General features: G+C 41.2%; 14 protein-coding genes, 2 pseudogenes and 1 other annotated feature. Of the genes and pseudogenes, 5 read left to right on the plus strand and 11 right to left on the minus strand.

The window, feature by feature from the left end:
• Nucleotides 1-77 precede the first annotated feature (77 nt).
• From ACFSR0_RS00930 to ACFSR0_RS00950, 5 genes are all read right to left on the minus strand, one after another.
• Nucleotides 78-2,033 (minus strand): heavy metal translocating P-type ATPase, encoded by a 1,956-nt coding sequence (locus ACFSR0_RS00930; protein WP_379978985.1) that lies wholly within the window; start codon nucleotides 2,031-2,033, stop codon nucleotides 78-80.
• A 144-nt stretch (nucleotides 2,034-2,177) separates the two neighbouring features.
• Entirely contained in the window at nucleotides 2,178-2,537 is a 360-nt protein-coding gene (locus ACFSR0_RS00935) for a Rid family detoxifying hydrolase (RefSeq protein ID WP_379978987.1), read from the minus strand.
• A 287-nt stretch (nucleotides 2,538-2,824) separates the two neighbouring features.
• Entirely contained in the window at nucleotides 2,825-3,736 is a 912-nt protein-coding gene (locus tag ACFSR0_RS00940; RefSeq protein WP_379978989.1) for a LysR family transcriptional regulator, read from the minus strand.
• 49 nt (nucleotides 3,737-3,785) lie between these two features.
• Nucleotides 3,786-4,931, minus strand: coding sequence for an amidohydrolase (locus ACFSR0_RS00945; RefSeq protein WP_379978991.1), 1,146 nt, complete (start codon nucleotides 4,929-4,931; stop codon nucleotides 3,786-3,788).
• Nucleotides 4,932-5,162: 231 nt separating this feature from the next.
• On the minus strand, nucleotides 5,163-6,467 hold the full coding sequence (locus ACFSR0_RS00950) for an O-acetylhomoserine aminocarboxypropyltransferase/cysteine synthase family protein (protein ID WP_379978993.1): 1,305 nt from the start codon (nucleotides 6,465-6,467) through the stop codon (nucleotides 5,163-5,165).
• 133 nt (nucleotides 6,468-6,600) lie between these two features.
• Nucleotides 6,601-6,834: a binding site (T-box leader), on the minus strand.
• A gap of 264 nt (nucleotides 6,835-7,098) precedes the next feature.
• On the opposite strand from ACFSR0_RS00950, the gene ACFSR0_RS00955 reads away from it, so the two are divergent.
• The 4 genes and pseudogenes from ACFSR0_RS00955 to ACFSR0_RS00970 all read left to right on the plus strand — a co-directional run bounded on the left by ACFSR0_RS00955 (nucleotide 7,099) and on the right by ACFSR0_RS00970 (nucleotide 10,936).
• Entirely contained in the window at nucleotides 7,099-8,562 is a 1,464-nt protein-coding gene (locus ACFSR0_RS00955; RefSeq protein ID WP_379978995.1) for an alpha-amylase, read from the plus strand.
• A 31-nt stretch (nucleotides 8,563-8,593) separates the two neighbouring features.
• Nucleotides 8,594-9,631: pseudogene (locus ACFSR0_RS00960) on the plus strand (MFS transporter); the annotation flags it as partial.
• A 128-nt stretch (nucleotides 9,632-9,759) separates the two neighbouring features.
• Complete coding sequence (locus ACFSR0_RS00965) at nucleotides 9,760-10,098, plus strand: PadR family transcriptional regulator (RefSeq protein WP_379978997.1); 339 nt, start codon at nucleotides 9,760-9,762, stop codon at nucleotides 10,096-10,098.
• Nucleotides 10,091-10,936 (plus strand): DUF1129 family protein, encoded by an 846-nt coding sequence (locus tag ACFSR0_RS00970; RefSeq protein ID WP_379978999.1) that lies wholly within the window; start codon nucleotides 10,091-10,093, stop codon nucleotides 10,934-10,936. The genes ACFSR0_RS00965 and ACFSR0_RS00970 overlap by 8 nt, the downstream gene beginning before the upstream one ends.
• A gap of 251 nt (nucleotides 10,937-11,187) precedes the next feature.
• On the opposite strand, the gene ACFSR0_RS00975 is transcribed toward ACFSR0_RS00970, so the two are convergent.
• From ACFSR0_RS00975 to argC, 6 genes are all read right to left on the minus strand, one after another.
• Complete coding sequence (locus ACFSR0_RS00975) at nucleotides 11,188-12,153, minus strand: bile acid:sodium symporter family protein (RefSeq protein WP_379979001.1); 966 nt, start codon at nucleotides 12,151-12,153, stop codon at nucleotides 11,188-11,190.
• A gap of 478 nt (nucleotides 12,154-12,631) precedes the next feature.
• Nucleotides 12,632-13,654: an ornithine carbamoyltransferase gene (gene argF / locus ACFSR0_RS00980; protein WP_379979003.1), complete on the minus strand. Its 1,023-nt coding sequence runs from the start codon at nucleotides 13,652-13,654 to the stop codon at nucleotides 12,632-12,634.
• A 10-nt stretch (nucleotides 13,655-13,664) separates the two neighbouring features.
• A complete protein-coding gene (locus tag ACFSR0_RS00985; protein WP_379979011.1) occupies nucleotides 13,665-14,822 on the minus strand; it encodes an acetylornithine transaminase in 1,158 nt (385 codons plus the stop codon).
• Nucleotides 14,791-15,564: an acetylglutamate kinase gene (gene argB / locus ACFSR0_RS00990; RefSeq protein WP_379979005.1), complete on the minus strand. Its 774-nt coding sequence runs from the start codon at nucleotides 15,562-15,564 to the stop codon at nucleotides 14,791-14,793. The genes ACFSR0_RS00985 and argB overlap by 32 nt, the downstream gene beginning before the upstream one ends.
• 42 nt (nucleotides 15,565-15,606) lie before the next feature.
• Nucleotides 15,607-16,800, minus strand: coding sequence for a bifunctional glutamate N-acetyltransferase/amino-acid acetyltransferase ArgJ (argJ, locus tag ACFSR0_RS00995; protein WP_379979007.1), 1,194 nt, complete (start codon nucleotides 16,798-16,800; stop codon nucleotides 15,607-15,609).
• A gap of 16 nt (nucleotides 16,801-16,816) precedes the next feature.
• Nucleotides 16,817-17,845: an N-acetyl-gamma-glutamyl-phosphate reductase gene (gene argC, locus ACFSR0_RS01000; RefSeq protein ID WP_379979009.1), complete on the minus strand. Its 1,029-nt coding sequence runs from the start codon at nucleotides 17,843-17,845 to the stop codon at nucleotides 16,817-16,819.
• A gap of 347 nt (nucleotides 17,846-18,192) precedes the next feature.
• On the opposite strand from argC, the pseudogene ACFSR0_RS01005 reads away from it, so the two are divergent.
• A pseudogene (locus ACFSR0_RS01005) lies at nucleotides 18,193-18,693 on the plus strand (ATP-grasp domain-containing protein); the annotation flags it as partial.
• Nucleotides 18,694-18,800 lie beyond the last annotated feature (107 nt).

An 18,800-nucleotide genomic window follows, 5' to 3' on the forward strand; every position in this document is an offset into this window, starting at 1 on the left:
TTTCCTTTTCAAACAAAAAGAGTCAGTCCCTAGCAATTGTTGTTCCACGCAATATTACTACGAACTGACTCTTTCAATTATTTTTGATTGATTAATAATCGTAACCCATTCACAATTACGACCAAGGTGCTTCCCTCATGCACAATCACGCCAAACGTGATATTTGCTAAGCCCATAAAGTTTAAAACCACCAAAATACCGACGACAGCCATAGAAAAAATAATATTTTGCCAGACAATCTTATTTAGCCGTTTTGATACTCGATACGCTTCACTTAATTTTTCTAAATCATTGTTCATAACGACAACATCCGCCACATCAATCGCCACATCAGTTCCATCACCCATAGCGATTCCGATATCCGCTTTGACAAGTGCGGGAGCATCATTCACTCCATCACCAACCATACCAACTATGCCATAGGTTGCCTTTTGTTCGTCAATCATTTTTGATTTTTCCTCTGGCAAAACATTGGCAATCACTTGATCAACACCTAATGTCCGACCAACTGCTTCCCCAGTTAATTGGGCATCACCAGTAATCATCGTTGTCCGTACATTTTGAGAACGGAAATAGGAGATGGCTTGTTTGGCTTGTTCATTTGGCACATCCATCAAAGCAATTAACCCAATCACTTGTTGGTTGCAACCAATGTAAATAACGGTTTTTCCTTCGTTTGCCAAACGTTGCTGTTTAGTCTGCATTTCCTCACAAACTGTTTGAAACACTGAGGGTTTACTTATTTGATATAAGTTTCCATCAACCGTTGCTTCCAAGCCAACTCCAATAACATTTTCTACCAATAATTCCCGGACCGTTACTTGATCTTTTAAGTATTGAACAATCGCCGTTGCAAGGGGATGATTGGATTGGCGTTCCATATTGTAGACAATTTCTTTTACCAGCGGTTCTGCGTCAGGTACAACCAACTCAAAATCGGTCACGCTAGGTTTCCCCGCTGTTAAAGTCCCCGTCTTATCGAACGCGATGGCTTTCAAATCAGCTAAGTTGGCTAAAAATGCGCCGCCTTTGAACAATACACCTTTTTTGGCAAGGTTGGAAATTCCTGATAAGGTCGCTGGAACCGCACTCGCTGCTAAGGCACAGGGTGAAGCAGAAATCAAGAAAACCAATCCTCGATAAAAACTATCTTCCCAAGTCCATTGAAAGACAAACGGTCCAGCAATGATAATAAGTGGCAATAAGAGCAAGACGAAGGAAACATATCGTGGTTCAAATTGCTTAATTTTACTAGCGGTAGGGGAAAGATTGGCTTGCGATTGATTAACAAGTTGCAAAATTTTTGCAAAAACCGTATCCGAACTATCTTTCGTCACTTCAACCGTGATAACACCACTACCGTTAATCGTACTCCCGAATACTTCATCGCCAACCGTTTTTTCTTTTGGCATGCTTTCCCCATTAATAGATGATTCGTCGATTGCAGTTGTCCCACTAATAATTTTGCCATCTGTTGGTACTTGAGCCCCATTCAAAACTTTGACTCGATCCCCAATTGACAATTTAGCTACCGAAACCGTTTTAGTCGTTCCATCGGCTTGAAGTAATTGCGCTTCAGTTGGGTTCAAATTCAACAAATTGGTAATTTCCCGACGACTCTTCCCTTCTGCATACTCCTCTAAAAAGTGCGCTCCGGCAAAAATCAAAATTAATAAGGCCGCCTCCTCAAAATTACCCAGTAGCATTGCGCCTACCGCTGCTAACGTCATTAATAAATGAATATTCGGTACAAACTTTTTGGCCGCTACGCTTGCTCGATAGGTGTCTCCAAATCCTTCACCTATCACGTGGTAACCAGAGAAGACAACCACAAGGAAAAAGAGGCCATTCGAAAATTCTCCTATCACACGATGTAGCAACAGCCCCGCGATAAATAAAAGCAACCCAACGAAAAACAAAACCACCGGTGACTGACCATGATTATGCCCATGCGCATGTTCATGATTGTGTGTATGTTCATGGGTATGTTCAGGTGTGTGTTCGTATTTTTGACAGTTAACATGCTCTTCCATACTCTTCCCCTCCAAACAAATGTTTTATTAATCATATGTTAATTCATTCATATTATAATACACACATGTGTTTTTGTAAACAAAAAAAAGCAACAAATGAAAACGATTCATTTGCGCTCTTCAGGGAAGGATGATTGGCTTGGTTTATTTTTCTGCGATAACTTCAATTTCAACTAGTGCACCTAATGGCAAGTCTTTGACTGCAAATGCACTTCTGGCTGGATATGGTTCTTCAAAAAAGCTGGCGTACACCGCATTGACAGCTTGAAAATCATCAATGTTGGCTAGGAGAACCGTGGCTTTTACCACATTGGCCAATGTCAATCCATCTTCAGCCAAAACTGCCTCAACGTTTTTCAATGAAAACGTGGCTTGATTCTCTACACCCTCGACTAACGATCCCGTTTCCGGATTGATGCCTAATTGACCTGATACAAAAACAAGACCTTCCGTACTTCTGGAACGAGAATAGGGTCCTACTGGTTTTACTTTTTTCTCACTCATTGCTATTCCTCCTAATGTTGAAGCTTTTCATTAGTTTAAACCATGCCTGAAAAAAAATACAGTCCAAACGTGTTAATCGATAATAAAAATACCAAAGAAGATTTGGCCCCTCTTATACGGGGTGGGTTCCGATTAGATAGCCCTGAAAAGGCGATCATATCAGCGTATACAGCTGGTTTTCCATGTCCGCAAACAGGACAAACTGTCAGTGTAGATTAGCTCATTTGTCCAATTTACGGACAAACTGCTAACTTTATTATACACAAAACAATAATTAAGGAAAACGATTATTTCACTATCCTCATACTGTCCAAATACTCTTCTAAGTAGGCAATAAATTTCTTGCCTAAAAATGAAAATGTTGCTTGGTTTTTATAAATCAACACGAGCTGGTTGTCTTCCTCATTTTCTAAAGGAATTAATTTAATGCCTTGCCTTTCGGGGTATTTCACGAGACCTGAACCGGAGCCATAAGCATCTGTTTCATGTAAGATGCCGACCAAGGTGGCACGATCAGTGGTATGGATGACTTGTTCTGCATCAAAGAAATCCAAGATATCCTCTGAAAAGAAGGTGTAATGGTTGTCTTCTTGCGTAAATCGTACTTGCGGGAAGGGTTCTAAATCCTGGACGGTGACTGATTTTTTACGGCTTAACGGATGGTGCTCACTTAAAAAGATATGGGTTTGAAAATCGCCCATGACTCGATAGGTCAAATTGCCGCCTTCTAGCAAACGTAACAACCCTCGCCGATTGCGATTGTTGAAATACATCACGCCAATCTCGCTGCGAAAGTTTTCAACATCTTTGATCACATTCATAGTCGTATTTTCAAAAATTCGAAAATTGGTGTACTCAGGAAACTCTTTAATTAAGCGGCTCATCACTTCAGCAACAAAATCGTAATGTTGACTAGCAATGGAAAAATGATGTTCTCGCTGTTCTCTGGACAAAAAGCGATTTTCTAACAAACTAACCTGAGCCAAAACCTGCTGAGAATATTGTAGAAAATCTTTGCCATCCGAAGTCAATTTTGCGCCATGGTTGGTGCGTTCAAAGAGCGAGAGCCCAATTTCATTTTCCAATTCTTTGATTGCATGCGAAAGACTAGGTTGAGAAATATACAATTTTTTGGCCGCTTCACGAAAACTCCCGTTGTTGGCAATTGCGACAACATAGCGCATTTGCTGGATGTTCATGTTATCCGCTCCTTTTTCTTAGATTCTTCTATTATATATGGAAAACGTTTCATCGTTGCGATTCTTCTCCGATTTTTTCAATAAAACGAACGAAATAGTCCACAGCTGGCAGCAATGCCTGGTCATCCAAGCGGAAACGCGGGTCATGCAATTCATAGGGGCCGCCCGAGCCAATCATCACAAAACAACCAGGGATTGCTTCTTGGTAGTAAGCAAAGTCTTCGCCAATAGCAGTTTCCTTAACAACGCGTGTATCATAACCCATTTCTTTTGAAACTTCTAAGGCAAGTGCCGTCCACTTTTCATCATTAAAAACAGAAGGGCAATTGCCAAACCAATCCAAATCAATCGTGACATCATTTGCAATGGCTAGTCCAGCCAGGATGGCACGAATGCGTGTTTCGATGAACGCTCGATCTGCACGACTAAACGTGCGGACAGTGCCCTCAAGCATCGCTTCTTCGGGAATGACGTTCCAGGTATTGCCACCGTGAATCTGCGTAATGCTCACCACCGCATGGGCATCGGGAGCCAGATTTCGACTTACGATGGTTTGAAAGTCTTGAATAATCTGAGCAACAACAAGCAGCGGATCTTTGCCTTCATTTGGTTTGGCACCATGCGCTCCAGCACCGTGAATCTGAATGGCAAAGCGATCAACAGCAGCTGTTAATGCGCCTGCTTTCGTACCTAGTGCGCCCACGGGTAAGGATGGATCGTTGTGAAAGCCAAAGATAGCGGAAACATTTTCGAGTACGCCTGATTCTAAAACGGATTTCGCGCCAACACCCGTTTCCTCTGCCGGTTGAAACAAAACAATGAGTGTCCCCGCCAAATCTGCCTTGCGTTCATTTAGGGAAAGGGTTGCACCCAAAATCACCGCCATATGAAAGTCGTGGCCACACGCGTGCATAACTCCTGGATTTTCTGAAACATAGGGCACGCCCGATTTTTCTAAAATAGGCAAGGCATCGATATCAGAACGTAACGCAATCGTTGGGCCAGGCTTGGCTCCTTGAATGCGGGCAAAGACCCCTGTTGGTAAATCAACTGGCAGCAACTCGACCTTAGCTTCTTCCAAAATTGTTCGTAAACGACGTGTTGTTTCAAATTCCTTTGTTGATAATTCAGGGTGCCGATGCAATTCATGCCGAAAGTTGATTAAAAAATCGCCTCTATTTATTCCATCATTCATAGTGTTCTCTCCCTCTCAATCAGTGTATGCTTTCCCATGCGAAACAATTGCCTTTCTAATAAAAAGAAAACCTCCCAGTACCAATGACTGAAAGGTTCCTTTTTTTCGCTATCTGCTGTTGTCTAGTTGGTACGCAGCTATCAGTATGCGTCATTCGATTTTGCTTAGTATACCACTGCTTGAAATGGACTGTCTACATGAAACGAGTGAACCTCATTTAGCGGAATGCTTTTACTCTACGGCGCGAAAAGCTTCATCCAAGGCTGCAAGCAAATCATCAATCTGTTCAATGCCTATGGACAAACGAATGGTATTTGGTTTAATGCCTTGTTCCAAGAGCTCTTTTTCCGTTAGTTGAGAATGTGTCGTACTGGCAGGATGAATCACCAACGACTTCACGTCGGCGACATTGGCTAACAAAGAAAAAATAGGCAAATGATCAATAAAGTTCTGAGCTGTGGCTGCATCGCCTTTTATTTCAAACGTAAAAATCGACCCTGCTCCCTTTGGAAAATAGCGTTGATACAATGCATGGCTCGTCTCTGTTGGCAACGATGGATGATGAACCGCCTCGACTTGCGGATGATTGGCCAAATAGTCGACAATCTTCAGAGCATTTTCCACATGACGTTCCACCCGTAATGACAACGTTTCTAACCCTTGTAGAAACAAAAAGGCATGGAAAGGCGAGACCGTCGCGCCCGTATCACGCAATAAAATCGCTCGAATATAGGTAGCAAACGCCGCTGGTCCAGCAGCTTCTGCAAAAGCTATGCCATGATAACTTGGATTTGGATCTGCTATCCAAGGAAATTTATTGGCCGCTTTCCAATCAAATGTGCCTCCATCAACAATCACCCCACCAATTGCCGTACCATGTCCGCCAATAAATTTCGTGGCTGAATGAACCACAATATCTGCCCCATGTTCAATTGGTCGTAGCAAATACGGTGTCGCAAATGTCGAATCAATCACCAACGGAATATTATGCTCATGGGCAATTTTGGCAATTGCTTCTATGTCAATAATATTTGAGTTGGGGTTGCCTAGCGTTTCAATAAAAATGGCTTTGGTATTGGGCTGAATGGCTGCTTCAAAAGCTCCCTCTACCTGAGGATCAACAAAAGATGCCGTCACCCCGGCTACGAGTGGTAACGTATTGGCTAACAAATTATACGTCCCCCCATAAATGGTTTCTGACGCAACAATGTGTTCACCCGATTTGGCCAAAGCCGTAATCGTATAGTGAACGGCCGCCGCACCGGAAGCAACGGCTAACGATGCGACACCACCTTCTAATGCCGCGATCCGTTTTTCAAATACTTCTTGCGTTGGGTTGGTCAACCGACCATAGATATTTCCTGCATCCCGCAAACCAAATCGATCCGCAGCATGTTGGGAATCCCGAAAAACGTACGAACTGGTTGCATAAATTGGAACGGCCCGCGCGTCAGTCGCTGGATCCGCTTGTTCTTGACCAATATGCAGTTGCTTTGTTTCAAAATGCCAATTTTCTGAACTTGTTTGTTTTCCCATTCTCTTTTCCTCCACTCATTGTTGCTTCTTTTTCCACCTTACCATCTTCGAAAATCGTTTGTAGCCAACCCTGCCAGCTTCATACCCGCCACCTCTCATTTTTTAAAATAAAAAAAGCCCTTCAGAAACAATCTGAAAGGGCGTCATCACGCGGTACCACCTTATCTTCGTTATCTTTTTTGCCAAGATAACCTCTACAAGTATCCCCTGATACTCGGTGTTGTTAACGGACACTCCCGTCAATCCCTACTCATTTCGGAATCGACTGCTCCGAGACCATTTTCCTTACTCCTCATTTATCCATTTTCACCAGTCTGGACTCTCTTAGAAATGATTGAGTACCTACTTATCTCTTCTTTGCAGGCTATTTAATTGTAGCTAGCATAGCGATGTCACCGACAAGTGTCAATCGCTGGGATGATTCGTCTTTTCTATCACGACGTCCGAAAAATGAAAAAATAATGAGAAAACTTACGGAACCTTCATCTTAGCGTGATAATTTTTTTCTATCATGAAGCAGTTACAAAGCAGAACAAATTAACCAATAAAGCTGGCTTTCAGAAGGCTGTGATTTGCCAAGAATGGAAAATAGATTAGAATAAAAGCAGAGTACGCAAAGGAGGCAGCAATTATGGGAAAAGAAGTCATCTTGCAAGGATTTGAATGGTATTTACCGAACGACGGTACGCATTGGCATACAGTGGCTAGGATGGCTGATGAACTGGTAAAAATTGGCTTCACTGGCATTTGGTTACCACCTGCCTATAAAGGGGCTGCTGGCAAAGAGGATGTTGGCTATGGTGTCTATGATTTATTCGATTTAGGTGAATTCGATCAAAAAGGCACGATGGCCACCAAATATGGCACGAAAGCGGACTATCTTGCTGCCATCAGTGCGCTGAAAGAAGCCGGTCTTTCCGTTTATGCGGATATTGTCTTTAATCACATGATGGGGGCCGATGAGTTAGAAAAATTTCCCGCTGTTCAATACAATCCTGATAATCGTACGGAAGAAGAAAGTGCACAAGAGGAGATTGAAGCCTGGACCAAATTCACCTTTCCAGGTCGTGCAGGGAAGTACGATGACTATGTCTGGACTTGGAAAAATTTTTCGGGTGTTGATTATGACGAACGATCCAAAAGCCATGCGCTTTTTAACATTGGAGACAAGGGTTGGAGCGAGGAGGTCGATGATGAAAAAGGAAACTTCGATTATCTGATGGGCTGCGACTTGGATATGAATAATGAAGACACAATCGCCCAACTAGAAAAATGGGGCTCTTGGTTTTATGATTTGACCCAAGTTGATGGTTTCCGCTTAGATGCTGTCAAACACATCGAGTTTTCTTATTATGTTGACTGGTTACTCAATCGCAACAAGCAAGCAGGACGGGAATTGTTTGTTGTCGGGGAATACTGGTCAAATGAAACAGAAAAACTGGAAGATTACCTAAAATCATCTGGTAATATGGTCAATTTATTTGATGTGCCGTTGCATTTTCAGTTTTATGAAGCTTCTCATTCCAATGGTCAATTCGATATGCGGACGCTATTTGACAATAGTTTAGTTGACCGTCAACCTGATTTTGCTGTGACATTTGTCGACAATCACGATACGCAAATTGGTCAGATCCTCGAGTCATGGGTAGCTGGTTGGTTTAAACTCCATGCCTATGCATGTATCTTATTACGGCAAGAAGGGACGCCTGTTGTTTTTTGGGGTGACTTATATGGGATTCCAAGTAAAGACATCGCTCCAGTTGGGCAACCTCTACTTGATTTGTTGGCGGTTCGCAAAGCACTCTTAGGAGGAAAGGAAGTCGATTCTTTTGATGATCCATCCATTATTGGTTGGGCAACCATTAGTGAAGACAATCAATCAGATGGAGGCTTTGTTGTCTTAATGACAAACGCATCCGGCGGGGAAAAAGAAATGACACTCCATCCACGGTACGCGAACAAGTCCTTTGTTGATCTATTGCATCATAATGAAGCCATTGTCACTTTAGATGAGACAGGAAAAGGTGTATTCCCTGTCAACGATGGTCAAGTTTCTGTATATGTTCAAGAAGCATTTTACAAAAAAATAAAATAATAGTTGATTTTTAATTAATTTTTTTATTATTTTTGGAGGTATTTTTTTTGGACTAATGGCTGATAAATACGGTCGCGTCAAAGTTTTTTCATCTACTGTTCTGCTCTTTTCCATTGCTTCGCTATTGATGTACTTTGCTTCAAATATTTATCTTGTGTACCTATTTCGTTTTATTGCTGGGATTGGTGCAGGTGGCGAATATGGCGCTTGTATGGCACTTATTTCAGAGAGTGTTTCAAAAAAACATTTGGGTCTGGCAACCTCCATTGCTGGAATTGGTGGACAAGTTGGCGCGGCCTTAGCAGCAATTTTAGCTTCTCTTATTATTCCAACATTAGGATGGAAAATGCTTTATGTCATCGGAGCTCTTCCTGTTTTTATGGTCTTATTTATTCGCCGTAACTTAAAAGAACCCCCAGCTTTCCATAAAGTAAAACAAACCAAGAAACGTAGTCGGTTACAAGATCTATTCACAACAAACCACTTAATCCTGCAAACACTTGGCTTAAGTATCATGGTTACTGTGCAAATTGCTGGTTACTTTGGTCTAATGAATTGGTTACCTTCCATTATGCAACAACGCTTGAACCTCTCTGTCTCAGGTTCCTCACTCTGGATGGTCTGCACGATTCTCGGTATGTCTCTGGGCATGTTAACCTTTGGCACTATTATGGACAAAATCGGTCCCCAATTTGCTTTTGCTATCTTCCTACTCTTTTCTTCTATTAGTGTGTATTTACTGGTTCTGGCGACCAATAAATGGACCTTAATCGCCGCAGCTATGGTGGTTGGTTACTTCATTAATGGCATGTACGGTGGTTATGGTGCCATCATTAGTAGTTTGTACCCAACAGAAATACGTGCCACCGCAAACAATTTTATTATGAATCTTGGCCGAGCAGTCGGTGGGTTTTCCTCCATCCTCATCGGTTTTTTGATTGACCACTACTCCCTTGCTGCTGTCATGCTTTTTCTCAGTCTCATTTATTTGATAAGTCTGGCTGTCGTGCTTCTGTTGCCTGGCATGAAACAATTGCAACGAACAAAGGCCATCACTCGCATAAAATAATCCTAGTAGCGGCTGTCTAAAAAAGGCAGTTGCTACTTTTTTCTATTATGCTTTACATACTAGTTAATCCTTGCTATACTTCTTTCATCGACTAAGTTGTATTACATACTAGATGAAAGGATCGACTTATGAAAAATACGCAATTGCTAAAAGGTGTATTGGAAGGATGTGTTCTTTTGCTCATTCAGAAAAAAGAGGTCTATGGTTATGAATTGGTTCAAGAGCTAAAGCGAATGGGGTTTACCGAAATGGTAGGCGGGACTGTCTATCCTCTTTTGCAAAAATTAGAAAAAAAAGGCGCACTGACCAGTCACATGAAGCCTTCTGCAGATGGTCCCGATCGCAAATATTACCAAGTAACAGCGATTGGTGACGAACTGGCTGAAGCATTTCTTAAAGAATGGCAAGCACTGCTTACTACCGTCGAGCACTTTACTCAATTAGAAGGAGGATTACAACATGACTGACGGAAATACCGAACGACTTATTGAACAAAACAACCAACTGCGGGAACAACTGACAAAGGAAAATGAAACCTATTATTCTGATTTGTTGGTGTACACAAGAATTCGGGGATTCTTCCTAGATGAAAAAAAGTTAGAAGAACAACTACTTGAAATCCTGCAAGATATTCTTGATGCCCAGAAAGAAGGTTTGACGGCAGCCGATTACTATGGCCATCACCCCCAAAAGCTAGCTGAACAATTACTTGATACCCTTCCGAAATCAAGCAAAAAAAATCTGATGAAGTGGGCGGGATATATTTTTGGCCTCAGTAGTTTTTATACACTTATCTCTCAATTTAGCGATACAAGCAATCAGTTACGGCTTGGAAACTTTCTAATCAACGGGGTTTTGACAATTGTTTTCATTGCTTGCTTGTTTTTAATTATTCAAAAAAGCATCTATACTCAACTGATTAAAAATAAAATACTCCTTTACATAGTACTTTTTGTTGTTGCAGGTACGTTATTTTTTGGCGTGATTGGCGCGCAACTCTTCTTGCCGAACTTTTTTGCTATTTCTGTTTCCAATTCTTTCATGATTGGCTTCATTCTTCTTTTTCTAGCCGTCATCACCGGTTATTTTTTTATGAATCGCCAAAAACAAGCCGAACTATTGATAGCTATTCTCCCCTTTGTTTATTTTTCTGCTATCTCTGGTTTATTATTGCGTATCCCTGCTCTCCACTCTTTTTTTACCCAGTTAGCTGGTAAAATGACGCTCGTCGCTGGTAGCATCGCTTGTTTGATTTGGTTTTATATTCGCTTATTCGCATTTACCAAAAAAAAGACAACGCCATAACACGATGAATAGTTAGATAAGGCGCCATTCGTTACCTGAATCAAACAATCCCGCATCCCATCTAATAAATGGCTCTGACCGTGGATGCTTAACGGCCAAGGTGCTTGTGGTCCTCCTTAAATGAACTTGCTTTTTCATTTGATTTTCGACCCTCACTCGCAATTTCTATTCATTGAACGATAACCTATTCAAAAAAACAAACGATGGAGAATAATCACACAAGGCTCCATCGTTTGACTATGAAAAATTGCTTATACGGCAGATGCTTCTGTCAGTTTGTCACCTTCTTTTGCATCACGACTCTTCCACCAAGTTGCTAAAACCGAACCAGATAAGTTATGCCAAATAGAAAAGATAGTGGCGGCGACTGCTGCTTGCGGTGTAAAGAATTTCAAGGCAAGGGTGGCAGCTAAAGCTGAATCTTGCATTCCAACCTCAAAGGTGATTGCCTTTTGTTGGGGGTGATCCAATTTAATCACTTTTGCAAACAAAAATCCTAAGCCATAGCCACATAAATTATGCAACATCACAACTGGAATAACTAAAAATGTTGCTGCTTCAGTAAATGTTGCATGATTGGCAGAAAATACAGCCACAATGATTGCCAAAATAGCTAGTTGTGAAACCATGGGTGTAACTTGATTCACCTTATCCAACTTGTGACCAAAAAAGGTATGCAAAACAACCCCTAAGACAACTGGAATCAAGACAATTTTTACCGTATTTAAGAACATGGCTTCTGCTGGAACATCGATATAACTACCTGCTAAGACGGAAACCAGTAACGGCAACATAACAGGGGCCAACAATGTTGATAGAAACCCAATTGAAACATCTAATGCGACGTCGCCTCCTGCAATAAATGCCATTACATTGGAGGAGGTCCCTGAAGGTGCTGATCCAACCAAAATAACGCCAACAGCCAATGCTCCATCTAAACGAAAAAGCTTCACCAAAAGAAACGCCAATGATGGCATAATCACATAATGAGCGATGGTCCCAAGAATAACGGGCAATGGATTTTTGGCGATTCGTTTAAAATCAGCTACACTTAGACTCAAGCCCATTCCAAACAAAACAAGCATTAATAAATAAGAAGTATACGGAACAATAGCTAATCCGACACTTGGCACGACAAAGGCAAAGACTGCCACAACGACGACTAAGAGTGTAAAATATTTTGAAACCCACTGACTAAATACTGCTACTTGTTTCATTTTTTCATTCCTTCTTTCTTCAATTCAACACACAACTAATGAACCATTCATCAATAGAACTGCCTATTTAGACTCACCAAAATACTAGGGCTCAATCAAAAACACTTTTCTTCTTTAAACGCTCCCCCATCTCAAATTTCTATTCTTTGAGGTCTTCCGAGATTGCGTATTTTTGTATAAAAAAAATCCTATTCGACGAAGACGAATAGGACCTAGTCATTAGCATTCACTTTGCTAATTGTCTATGTCCTACACCTAATAATAATGACTAATAAAACTTTGACTTGTTTCATGTCTTTCACCCTTTCTTTTGATGAGTTTTCCATTAGTTGTTAATTAAAATAATCCTAATTTATAATTAAGTCAATGATTTTTCAGAAAATTCTTTCATTATTTTGTCACTTTTCGCTTTTTGGCTAAAAAAAGAACATCTTTCGCTAATGAACGCTTTGTTGTTCATTGGTGAAAGATGTTGTTCTTAGGTTTGTTCAAAAAAAGTATCGGGAATGAAGAGGTTTCCCAAAGTAACTGCCATGATTGCCTTAATCGCATGCATCCGATTCCCGGCTTGTTCAAAGACTTTGGACTTTGGCCCTTGAAAGACCTCATCCGTTATTTCCAATGCTGCAACTTGAAACTGATCCGTCAATTGTTTTCCTTTACTTGTTTGCTTATCATGAAAAGCAGGCAAACAATGCAAAACAATCGTGTCAGGATTGCCTGTTTTTTGAAGTAGATCCGCGTTAATTTGGTAGGGCAACAACAACTTCACACGTTCGTCGACGTCAATCGACTCACCCATTGAAATCCAGACATCGGTGTACAAAGCATCCGCCCCTTTGACGGCTTCTGTTACTTCTTCGGTAATAAAAATCGTTGCACCGGTCTGTTCGGCATAACCTTCCGCCAGTTCACGAACCCATTTCTCTGGTTGTAATGCAAGTGGTGCCCCTATCTGAATCGAAACACCAAGCATAGCACCCGTAACTAGTAGACTGTTGGCCACATTGTTTCGGCCATCTCCTACATAAGCCAGTGTTTTGCCTTCAAGTGTGCCAAACTGCTCCTTGAGTGTCATAAAATCAGCGATCATTTGAGTCGGATGCCAACTATCCGTTAAGCCATTCCAAACAGGAACCCCGCTATCGGCTGCCAGTTGTTCAACCACTTGTTGGTCAAATCCCCGAAATTCGATTCCGTCAAACATACTTCCCAAAACTTTAGCCGTATCACTCACCGATTCTTTTTCCCCAAGCTGGATATCCTCTTTTCCTAAAAATTCCGGATGGGCTCCTAAATCATTGGCGGCAACCGTAAATGCTGAGCGCGTTCTTGTGGATGTTTTTTCAAACAAAAGTGCAATATTTTTACCAGCTAAATAAGGGTGAGGAATATGTTGCTTCTTCAATTGCTTTAAATGAATGGCAAAATCAATCAAATAATGTAACTCACTACCTGTAAAATCAATCTCTTTTAGAAAAGATTTTCCTTGAAAATGCATACGAACCCTCCTATTGGTGAACCATGCTCATTTGTAAGACTTGTTTTATCTTTTGACTTGCTTCAATCAGATCAGCGCCTTTAATGACAAGTGGGGGTAATAAACGTAGCGTATTGCCGTGTGCAGATAGTGTCAACACACCTTCTTGGTGCAATGCTTGAATAACGTTGCCTACAGGTAGTTCAGGTGCTAGGTGGATGCCTATCATCAACCCTTTCCCAGAAAGACTTTCTACAACTGCTAAATTGGCTAGGTCTTTTTCTAAATAATACCAGAATAAGGCAGCTTTTTGCGTGACAGCCTCCAAAAATTCATCATCCAAAATCGTTAAGACTTGATTTGCAGCGGCCATTGCAAGCGGATTTCCACCAAAAGTTGTCCCATGAGCACCTGCTGAAAAGGCCGAAGCGAGTTCTTTTTTCCCAATCATAGCTCCAACTGGAATCCCGTTTGCCAACCCTTTGGCCGAAGTGACAATATCCGGATCCATCGCATAATGTTGATACGCGAAAAGTTTGCCTGTTCGGCCCATACCAGATTGCACTTCATCAATGATTAACAAGACTCCTTTGTCCTTGCATTCTGTATCCAATGCCTCTAACCAATCTGCCTCTCCAGCGGTCATCCCGCCTTCCCCTTGAACTACTTCGACAATCACTGCCGCATAATCTTCCGTGATTGCTTGTAACGATTGAAAATCGTTGTACGGCATGAAGGTGACATCGCTCAGCAATTCTCCAAACCCTTCTTTTATTTGTTCATTTCCCGTCACTGACAGAGAACCCGTAGAACGTCCATGAAATGAATGGTTGAATGAAAGTATCTTGGTTTTCCCAGTCGCTTTACGTGCCAGTTTTAACGCAGCCTCATTTGCTTCCGTACCTGAGTTGCAGAAAAATACTACTTTGTCTTCGCCTTGAACCAATTTTTCGGCTACTGCTTCTTGAAGATGATTTTCATATAAATTTGAAGTATGCCAAATTTGGCCCAACTGTGCCGTTACTGCCTCATTTAATTGTTTGACATTGTACCCCAGATTACACACCCCAATGCCACTTGTTAAATCCAGGTATTGCTTGCCTGTTTGATCTGTGATGGTCACACCTGATCCTGAAATAATTTCAAATGGAAACCGGTTATAGGTTGGAAATAGTGTAGTCATATTGATGAGCCCCTTCCTTTAAAATTGCTGTACCTGCTTGACTGAGTGTATTGGTGATCATTATTTTTTCAACACCGTTTTGAAGAGCATGAAACGCGGCCCTTAATTTGGGTTGCATCCCCGCTGTAATGATATTCTGTTGTTGCAGCAAACTAGCCTGATTCGCATCAAGTTGAGGAAGAACTTTCCCCTCGTTTAATACTCCTGGAACATCCGTTATTAGATAAAGAGCCTCGGCTTGTAACAGGCTGGCAATGCTTGCTGCTGCAGTATCCCCGTTGATATTAAGCCAGCTACCTTCTTCATCAATGGCTAATGGTGCCAATACACCAATATCAGTCTCTAGAATACTGGCGAAAACTTCTTCATTTACCTGCGTAATCTCGCCGACAAACCCGTAACGTTCCCGATTCACACATGTGCCGGTAATCAAGTGATTAATCGCAGCATGTAACCCAATAGCTGACAGGTCATGATCAGCTAAGTGCTGTAAAATTTGCGGTTGAGCAAAACCCAAGAGAACCATCCGTGTAAGTTCTAATGTTGCAAAATCGGTTACTCGAATCCCGTTGTCTTTGCGAACTGGTAGATGCAATTTCCTTGAAAATTCGGTGATTTTATTGCCACCACCGTGAACAATCAAGACCTTTTTTCCCATCATTCGCCAATTCATCACTTGCGTATAAAATGCTTCGGTTAATTCGTTCATGGCATTGCCACCAATTTTAATAACGATTAGATTTTCCATCGAATCCCTCTTCTCTCTTGTTATTGCTCAACGTGGTCTTTTTTAGGTTGAATAGGTTGCATTAATTTTGACGTAATCATAGGTTAAATCACAACCCCACGCCTTCCCCACTTGTGAATCAGTTTGTAAATCGACATCAATAAAAACAGTTGCTTGTTGCAATGAGTTGCTTACTTCTTGCTCCGAAAATGGAACGGGTTGACCATCTTTCACTACTTCTATTTGGTTTAGTTTTACGGTCACTTTGTCTGGTTGAAACTGGCAGTTTGTCGCACCAATTGTACTGATGATGCGGCCCCAATTGGGATCATTACCAAACATGGCCGCTTTTACCAAATTCGAGCCCACAATCGCTTTGGCTATTATTTGTGCTTCATTTTTGGTCTTTGCGCCATTGACTGTTGCTTCAATCAATTTGGTAGCACCTTCTCCATCGCGGGCAATCATTTTGGCTAGCTCCGTCAATAAAAAACGATACAGTTCTTTCACAAATGGATACTCTTCCTTTGTCAATGTCACCACCGGGTTTTCTGCCAAACCATTGGCAAGTAACACTACCGCGTCATTGGTTGACGTGTCGCCATCGACCGTGATTTGATTGAAGGTTTCATCCGTTAATTCACTAAGCATGCTTTGCAAGCACTCAGCTGCAATCGCACAATCCGTCACAACAAATCCCAGCATTGTCGCCATATTGGGATGAATCATACCCGAACCTTTGGCAAACCCACTAAATGTGCATTTCTTCCCTGCAATCGTTGCCGTAAGACAAAGGGTTTTGGTTTTTGTATCAGTGGTTAAGATGGCTTCTGTCAGTAGAATATTGGTGGTTTTTTTTAATGCGGCTATGCCTTTTGCCATTTTTTCCATTGGTAGGTAGGCGCCAATCAAACCCGTAGAGGCCACCCCCACTAAAGACGGATCAATTGCCAATTTTTCTGCCACCCATTGTTGCTCTTGTAGGACATCTTTGATACCTTGTTCGCCCGTACATGCATTAGCAAAGGCACTGTTCATAACCAGGGCTTGCAGTTGATGATTGGTTTGAATCAACCGCTTCATGCTAGCAGTTGGTGCTGCACAAAATTGATTGGTGGTGTAAACTCCTGCCGCCGCGGCTGGTACATCAGATACCAACCATCCAACATCTAATTTGCTGTAGCGTAACTTGGCATGAACTGCATCACTTGTGTATCCTTTGGGCCACGTAAAAACTTGCTCCGTCCATTCATTCATGATTTGTTCCTCCTCTTTATGGACATTGAGGAAGAAGCGGCAGTCCAGCTGATTCCTCAAATCCAAACAACTTATTAAAATTCTGCACTGCCTGACCCGCTGCCCCTTTCACCAAATTATCTAAAACTGAGACAATCGTCAGAACTTGGGTTGTTTCATTCATGACTAATCCAATGTCACAAAAATTTGATCCGGTGACATCTTTAATCATTGGTAATTCCTGTCCCCTAAATCGAACAAATAAACATTCATCATAATAATTTCGATACACCTTTTCTAGCGTTTCTTGGGTCATCTTTTTCTTTAATTTGACGTAATGGTTAGCGATGATTCCTCGAGTAATCGGTAACAAGGTAGTTGAAAACTGTATGGATTGAATCTCCCCATCCCACTTTTGCAATTGCTGAATCATTTCCGGAATATGCTGATGATGATTCAATTTGTATACCCATGCATTTTCATTGATGAAAGGAAAATGACTGGATGAAGCCAACTTTTTCCCTGCACCGGATACTCCAGACTTGGCATCAACGATAATGGAATCAGTCTCTAACAGTCCTTCCATCGCCAGTGGTGCGAGTGCTAATAAAACAGCAGTGGCATAACAACCTGGGTTTGCTACATAGTTTGCGTAGTCCTGAGTGAATTCACTTAAGCCATACGTCACCTTCGCTTGATCAGGAAGCATTCGATTGGGTTGCCCATACCATTTGTCGTACTCTGCAGCTGAATGAAGCCGATAGTCCCCCGATAAATCAATGACAGGAAACGCACTTTCAATCAAAGATGCAGCGAATTGACTCGCTGTACCAGAAGGAGTTGCAAAAAATAAACAATCCACCTGCTCTTTCACTTTCTCCGAATCAAATGGATAAATCACGAGATGATTCTCGCCAAAAGCCGGTAAAATTTTGGATAGTTGACGCGGCTCTGCATTGGTTTGATTACCATAAAGGTAGATTTCATCAACTTCTGAATGATTGATGAGAAAGGAATATAAAACCATCCCACTGTATCCCGTCACACCCACAATACCGACATTCATTTTATCACTCTTTTCTGAATAAACATTCAATAATTATCTAATAATATAATCTATATTATCAGTTTTTTCAATCATTTTATTAATAAAAATTAATTATTTCGGCATAAAATTGAATATAAAACGAATTCATCCGTTTTAAAATGAACATTCTATTGTTTTTGACTACTTGAACGGAAAATAATAATTGCATAAAAATAACTTATACGGATAAAAATATTCAATTCCGTTTTTATCAAATTTAAGATAGAACTTGCATTTTAATTAAAATTCGATTATAAATGAGAAAATACCTGCGTGTTGTGAGGGAGAATTTCTCTGCCATTCATGCTAGAAAGAAAGGTGATCTGATGAAAAATTTTGTTTTGATTTCTCCCCATTTTCCAACGAATTTTCTTCCGTTTGCTGCCCGTTTAAAAGAAGCTGGGATGCGCACACTTGGCATTGCTGATGCTGCTTATGAAAGTTTGCCAGAGGAATTACGAAGAAATTTAACCGAATATTATCGGGTAGATGATATGGAAGATTACAATCAAGTTTATAAAGCAGTTGCTTTTTTTGCCTTTAAATATGGTAAAATCGACCGAATTGAATCCCACAATGAGCACTGGTTAGCACTTGACGCCAGACTACGTCAAGATTTTAATGTTCTGGGTTATCGCCCTGAAGATGTGGATATTGTTACGCACAAATCCAAGATGAAAAAAGTCTTTCGTCAAATTGGTTTACCCGTAGCCAATGGTCGCGTATTTAGCGGAACAGAAGATGCCTTATCATTAGCAGAAGAACTTGGTTATCCAGTAATTGTTAAACCGGATAATGGGGTCGGAGCAGGCGATACTTACAAATTGGGCCACTAGTGTTGCATTAAAAAATTTTTTTATTCCATGAAACAAAAAAATCCTTTATACTAGCACTTGGATGACTTATCCAAGACCAATAAAAAGGACCACAACAT

This window comes from Enterococcus camelliae, assembly GCF_042685105.1.
Lineage (GTDB): Bacteria > Bacillota > Bacilli > Lactobacillales > Enterococcaceae > Enterococcus_G > Enterococcus_G camelliae.

What these genes read in the sequence shown, in the direction of transcription:
- ACFSR0_RS00945 (WP_379978991.1), bottom strand. Translation starts at nt 4,931, where the DNA reads ATGAATGATGGAATAAATAGAGGCGATTTTTTAATCAACTTTCGGCAT.
- ACFSR0_RS00940 (WP_379978989.1), bottom strand. Translation starts at nt 3,736, where the DNA reads ATGAACATCCAGCAAATGCGCTATGTTGTCGCAATTGCCAACAACGGG.
- ACFSR0_RS00950 (WP_379978993.1), bottom strand. Translation starts at nt 6,467, where the DNA reads ATGGGAAAACAAACAAGTTCAGAAAATTGGCATTTTGAAACAAAGCAA.
- ACFSR0_RS00955 (WP_379978995.1), top strand. Translation starts at nt 7,099, where the DNA reads ATGGGAAAAGAAGTCATCTTGCAAGGATTTGAATGGTATTTACCGAAC.
- ACFSR0_RS00975 (WP_379979001.1), bottom strand. Translation starts at nt 12,153, where the DNA reads ATGAAACAAGTAGCAGTATTTAGTCAGTGGGTTTCAAAATATTTTACA.
- argF (WP_379979003.1), bottom strand. Translation starts at nt 13,654, where the DNA reads ATGCATTTTCAAGGAAAATCTTTTCTAAAAGAGATTGATTTTACAGGT.
- ACFSR0_RS00935 (WP_379978987.1), bottom strand. Translation starts at nt 2,537, where the DNA reads ATGAGTGAGAAAAAAGTAAAACCAGTAGGACCCTATTCTCGTTCCAGA.
- argB (WP_379979005.1), bottom strand. Translation starts at nt 15,564, where the DNA reads ATGGAAAATCTAATCGTTATTAAAATTGGTGGCAATGCCATGAACGAA.
- ACFSR0_RS00965 (WP_379978997.1), top strand. Translation starts at nt 9,760, where the DNA reads ATGAAAAATACGCAATTGCTAAAAGGTGTATTGGAAGGATGTGTTCTT.
- argJ (WP_379979007.1), bottom strand. Translation starts at nt 16,800, where the DNA reads ATGAATGAATGGACGGAGCAAGTTTTTACGTGGCCCAAAGGATACACA.
- ACFSR0_RS00930 (WP_379978985.1), bottom strand. Translation starts at nt 2,033, where the DNA reads ATGGAAGAGCATGTTAACTGTCAAAAATACGAACACACACCTGAACAT.
- ACFSR0_RS00970 (WP_379978999.1), top strand. Translation starts at nt 10,091, where the DNA reads ATGACTGACGGAAATACCGAACGACTTATTGAACAAAACAACCAACTG.
- argC (WP_379979009.1), bottom strand. Translation starts at nt 17,845, where the DNA reads ATGAATGTCGGTATTGTGGGTGTGACGGGATACAGTGGGATGGTTTTA.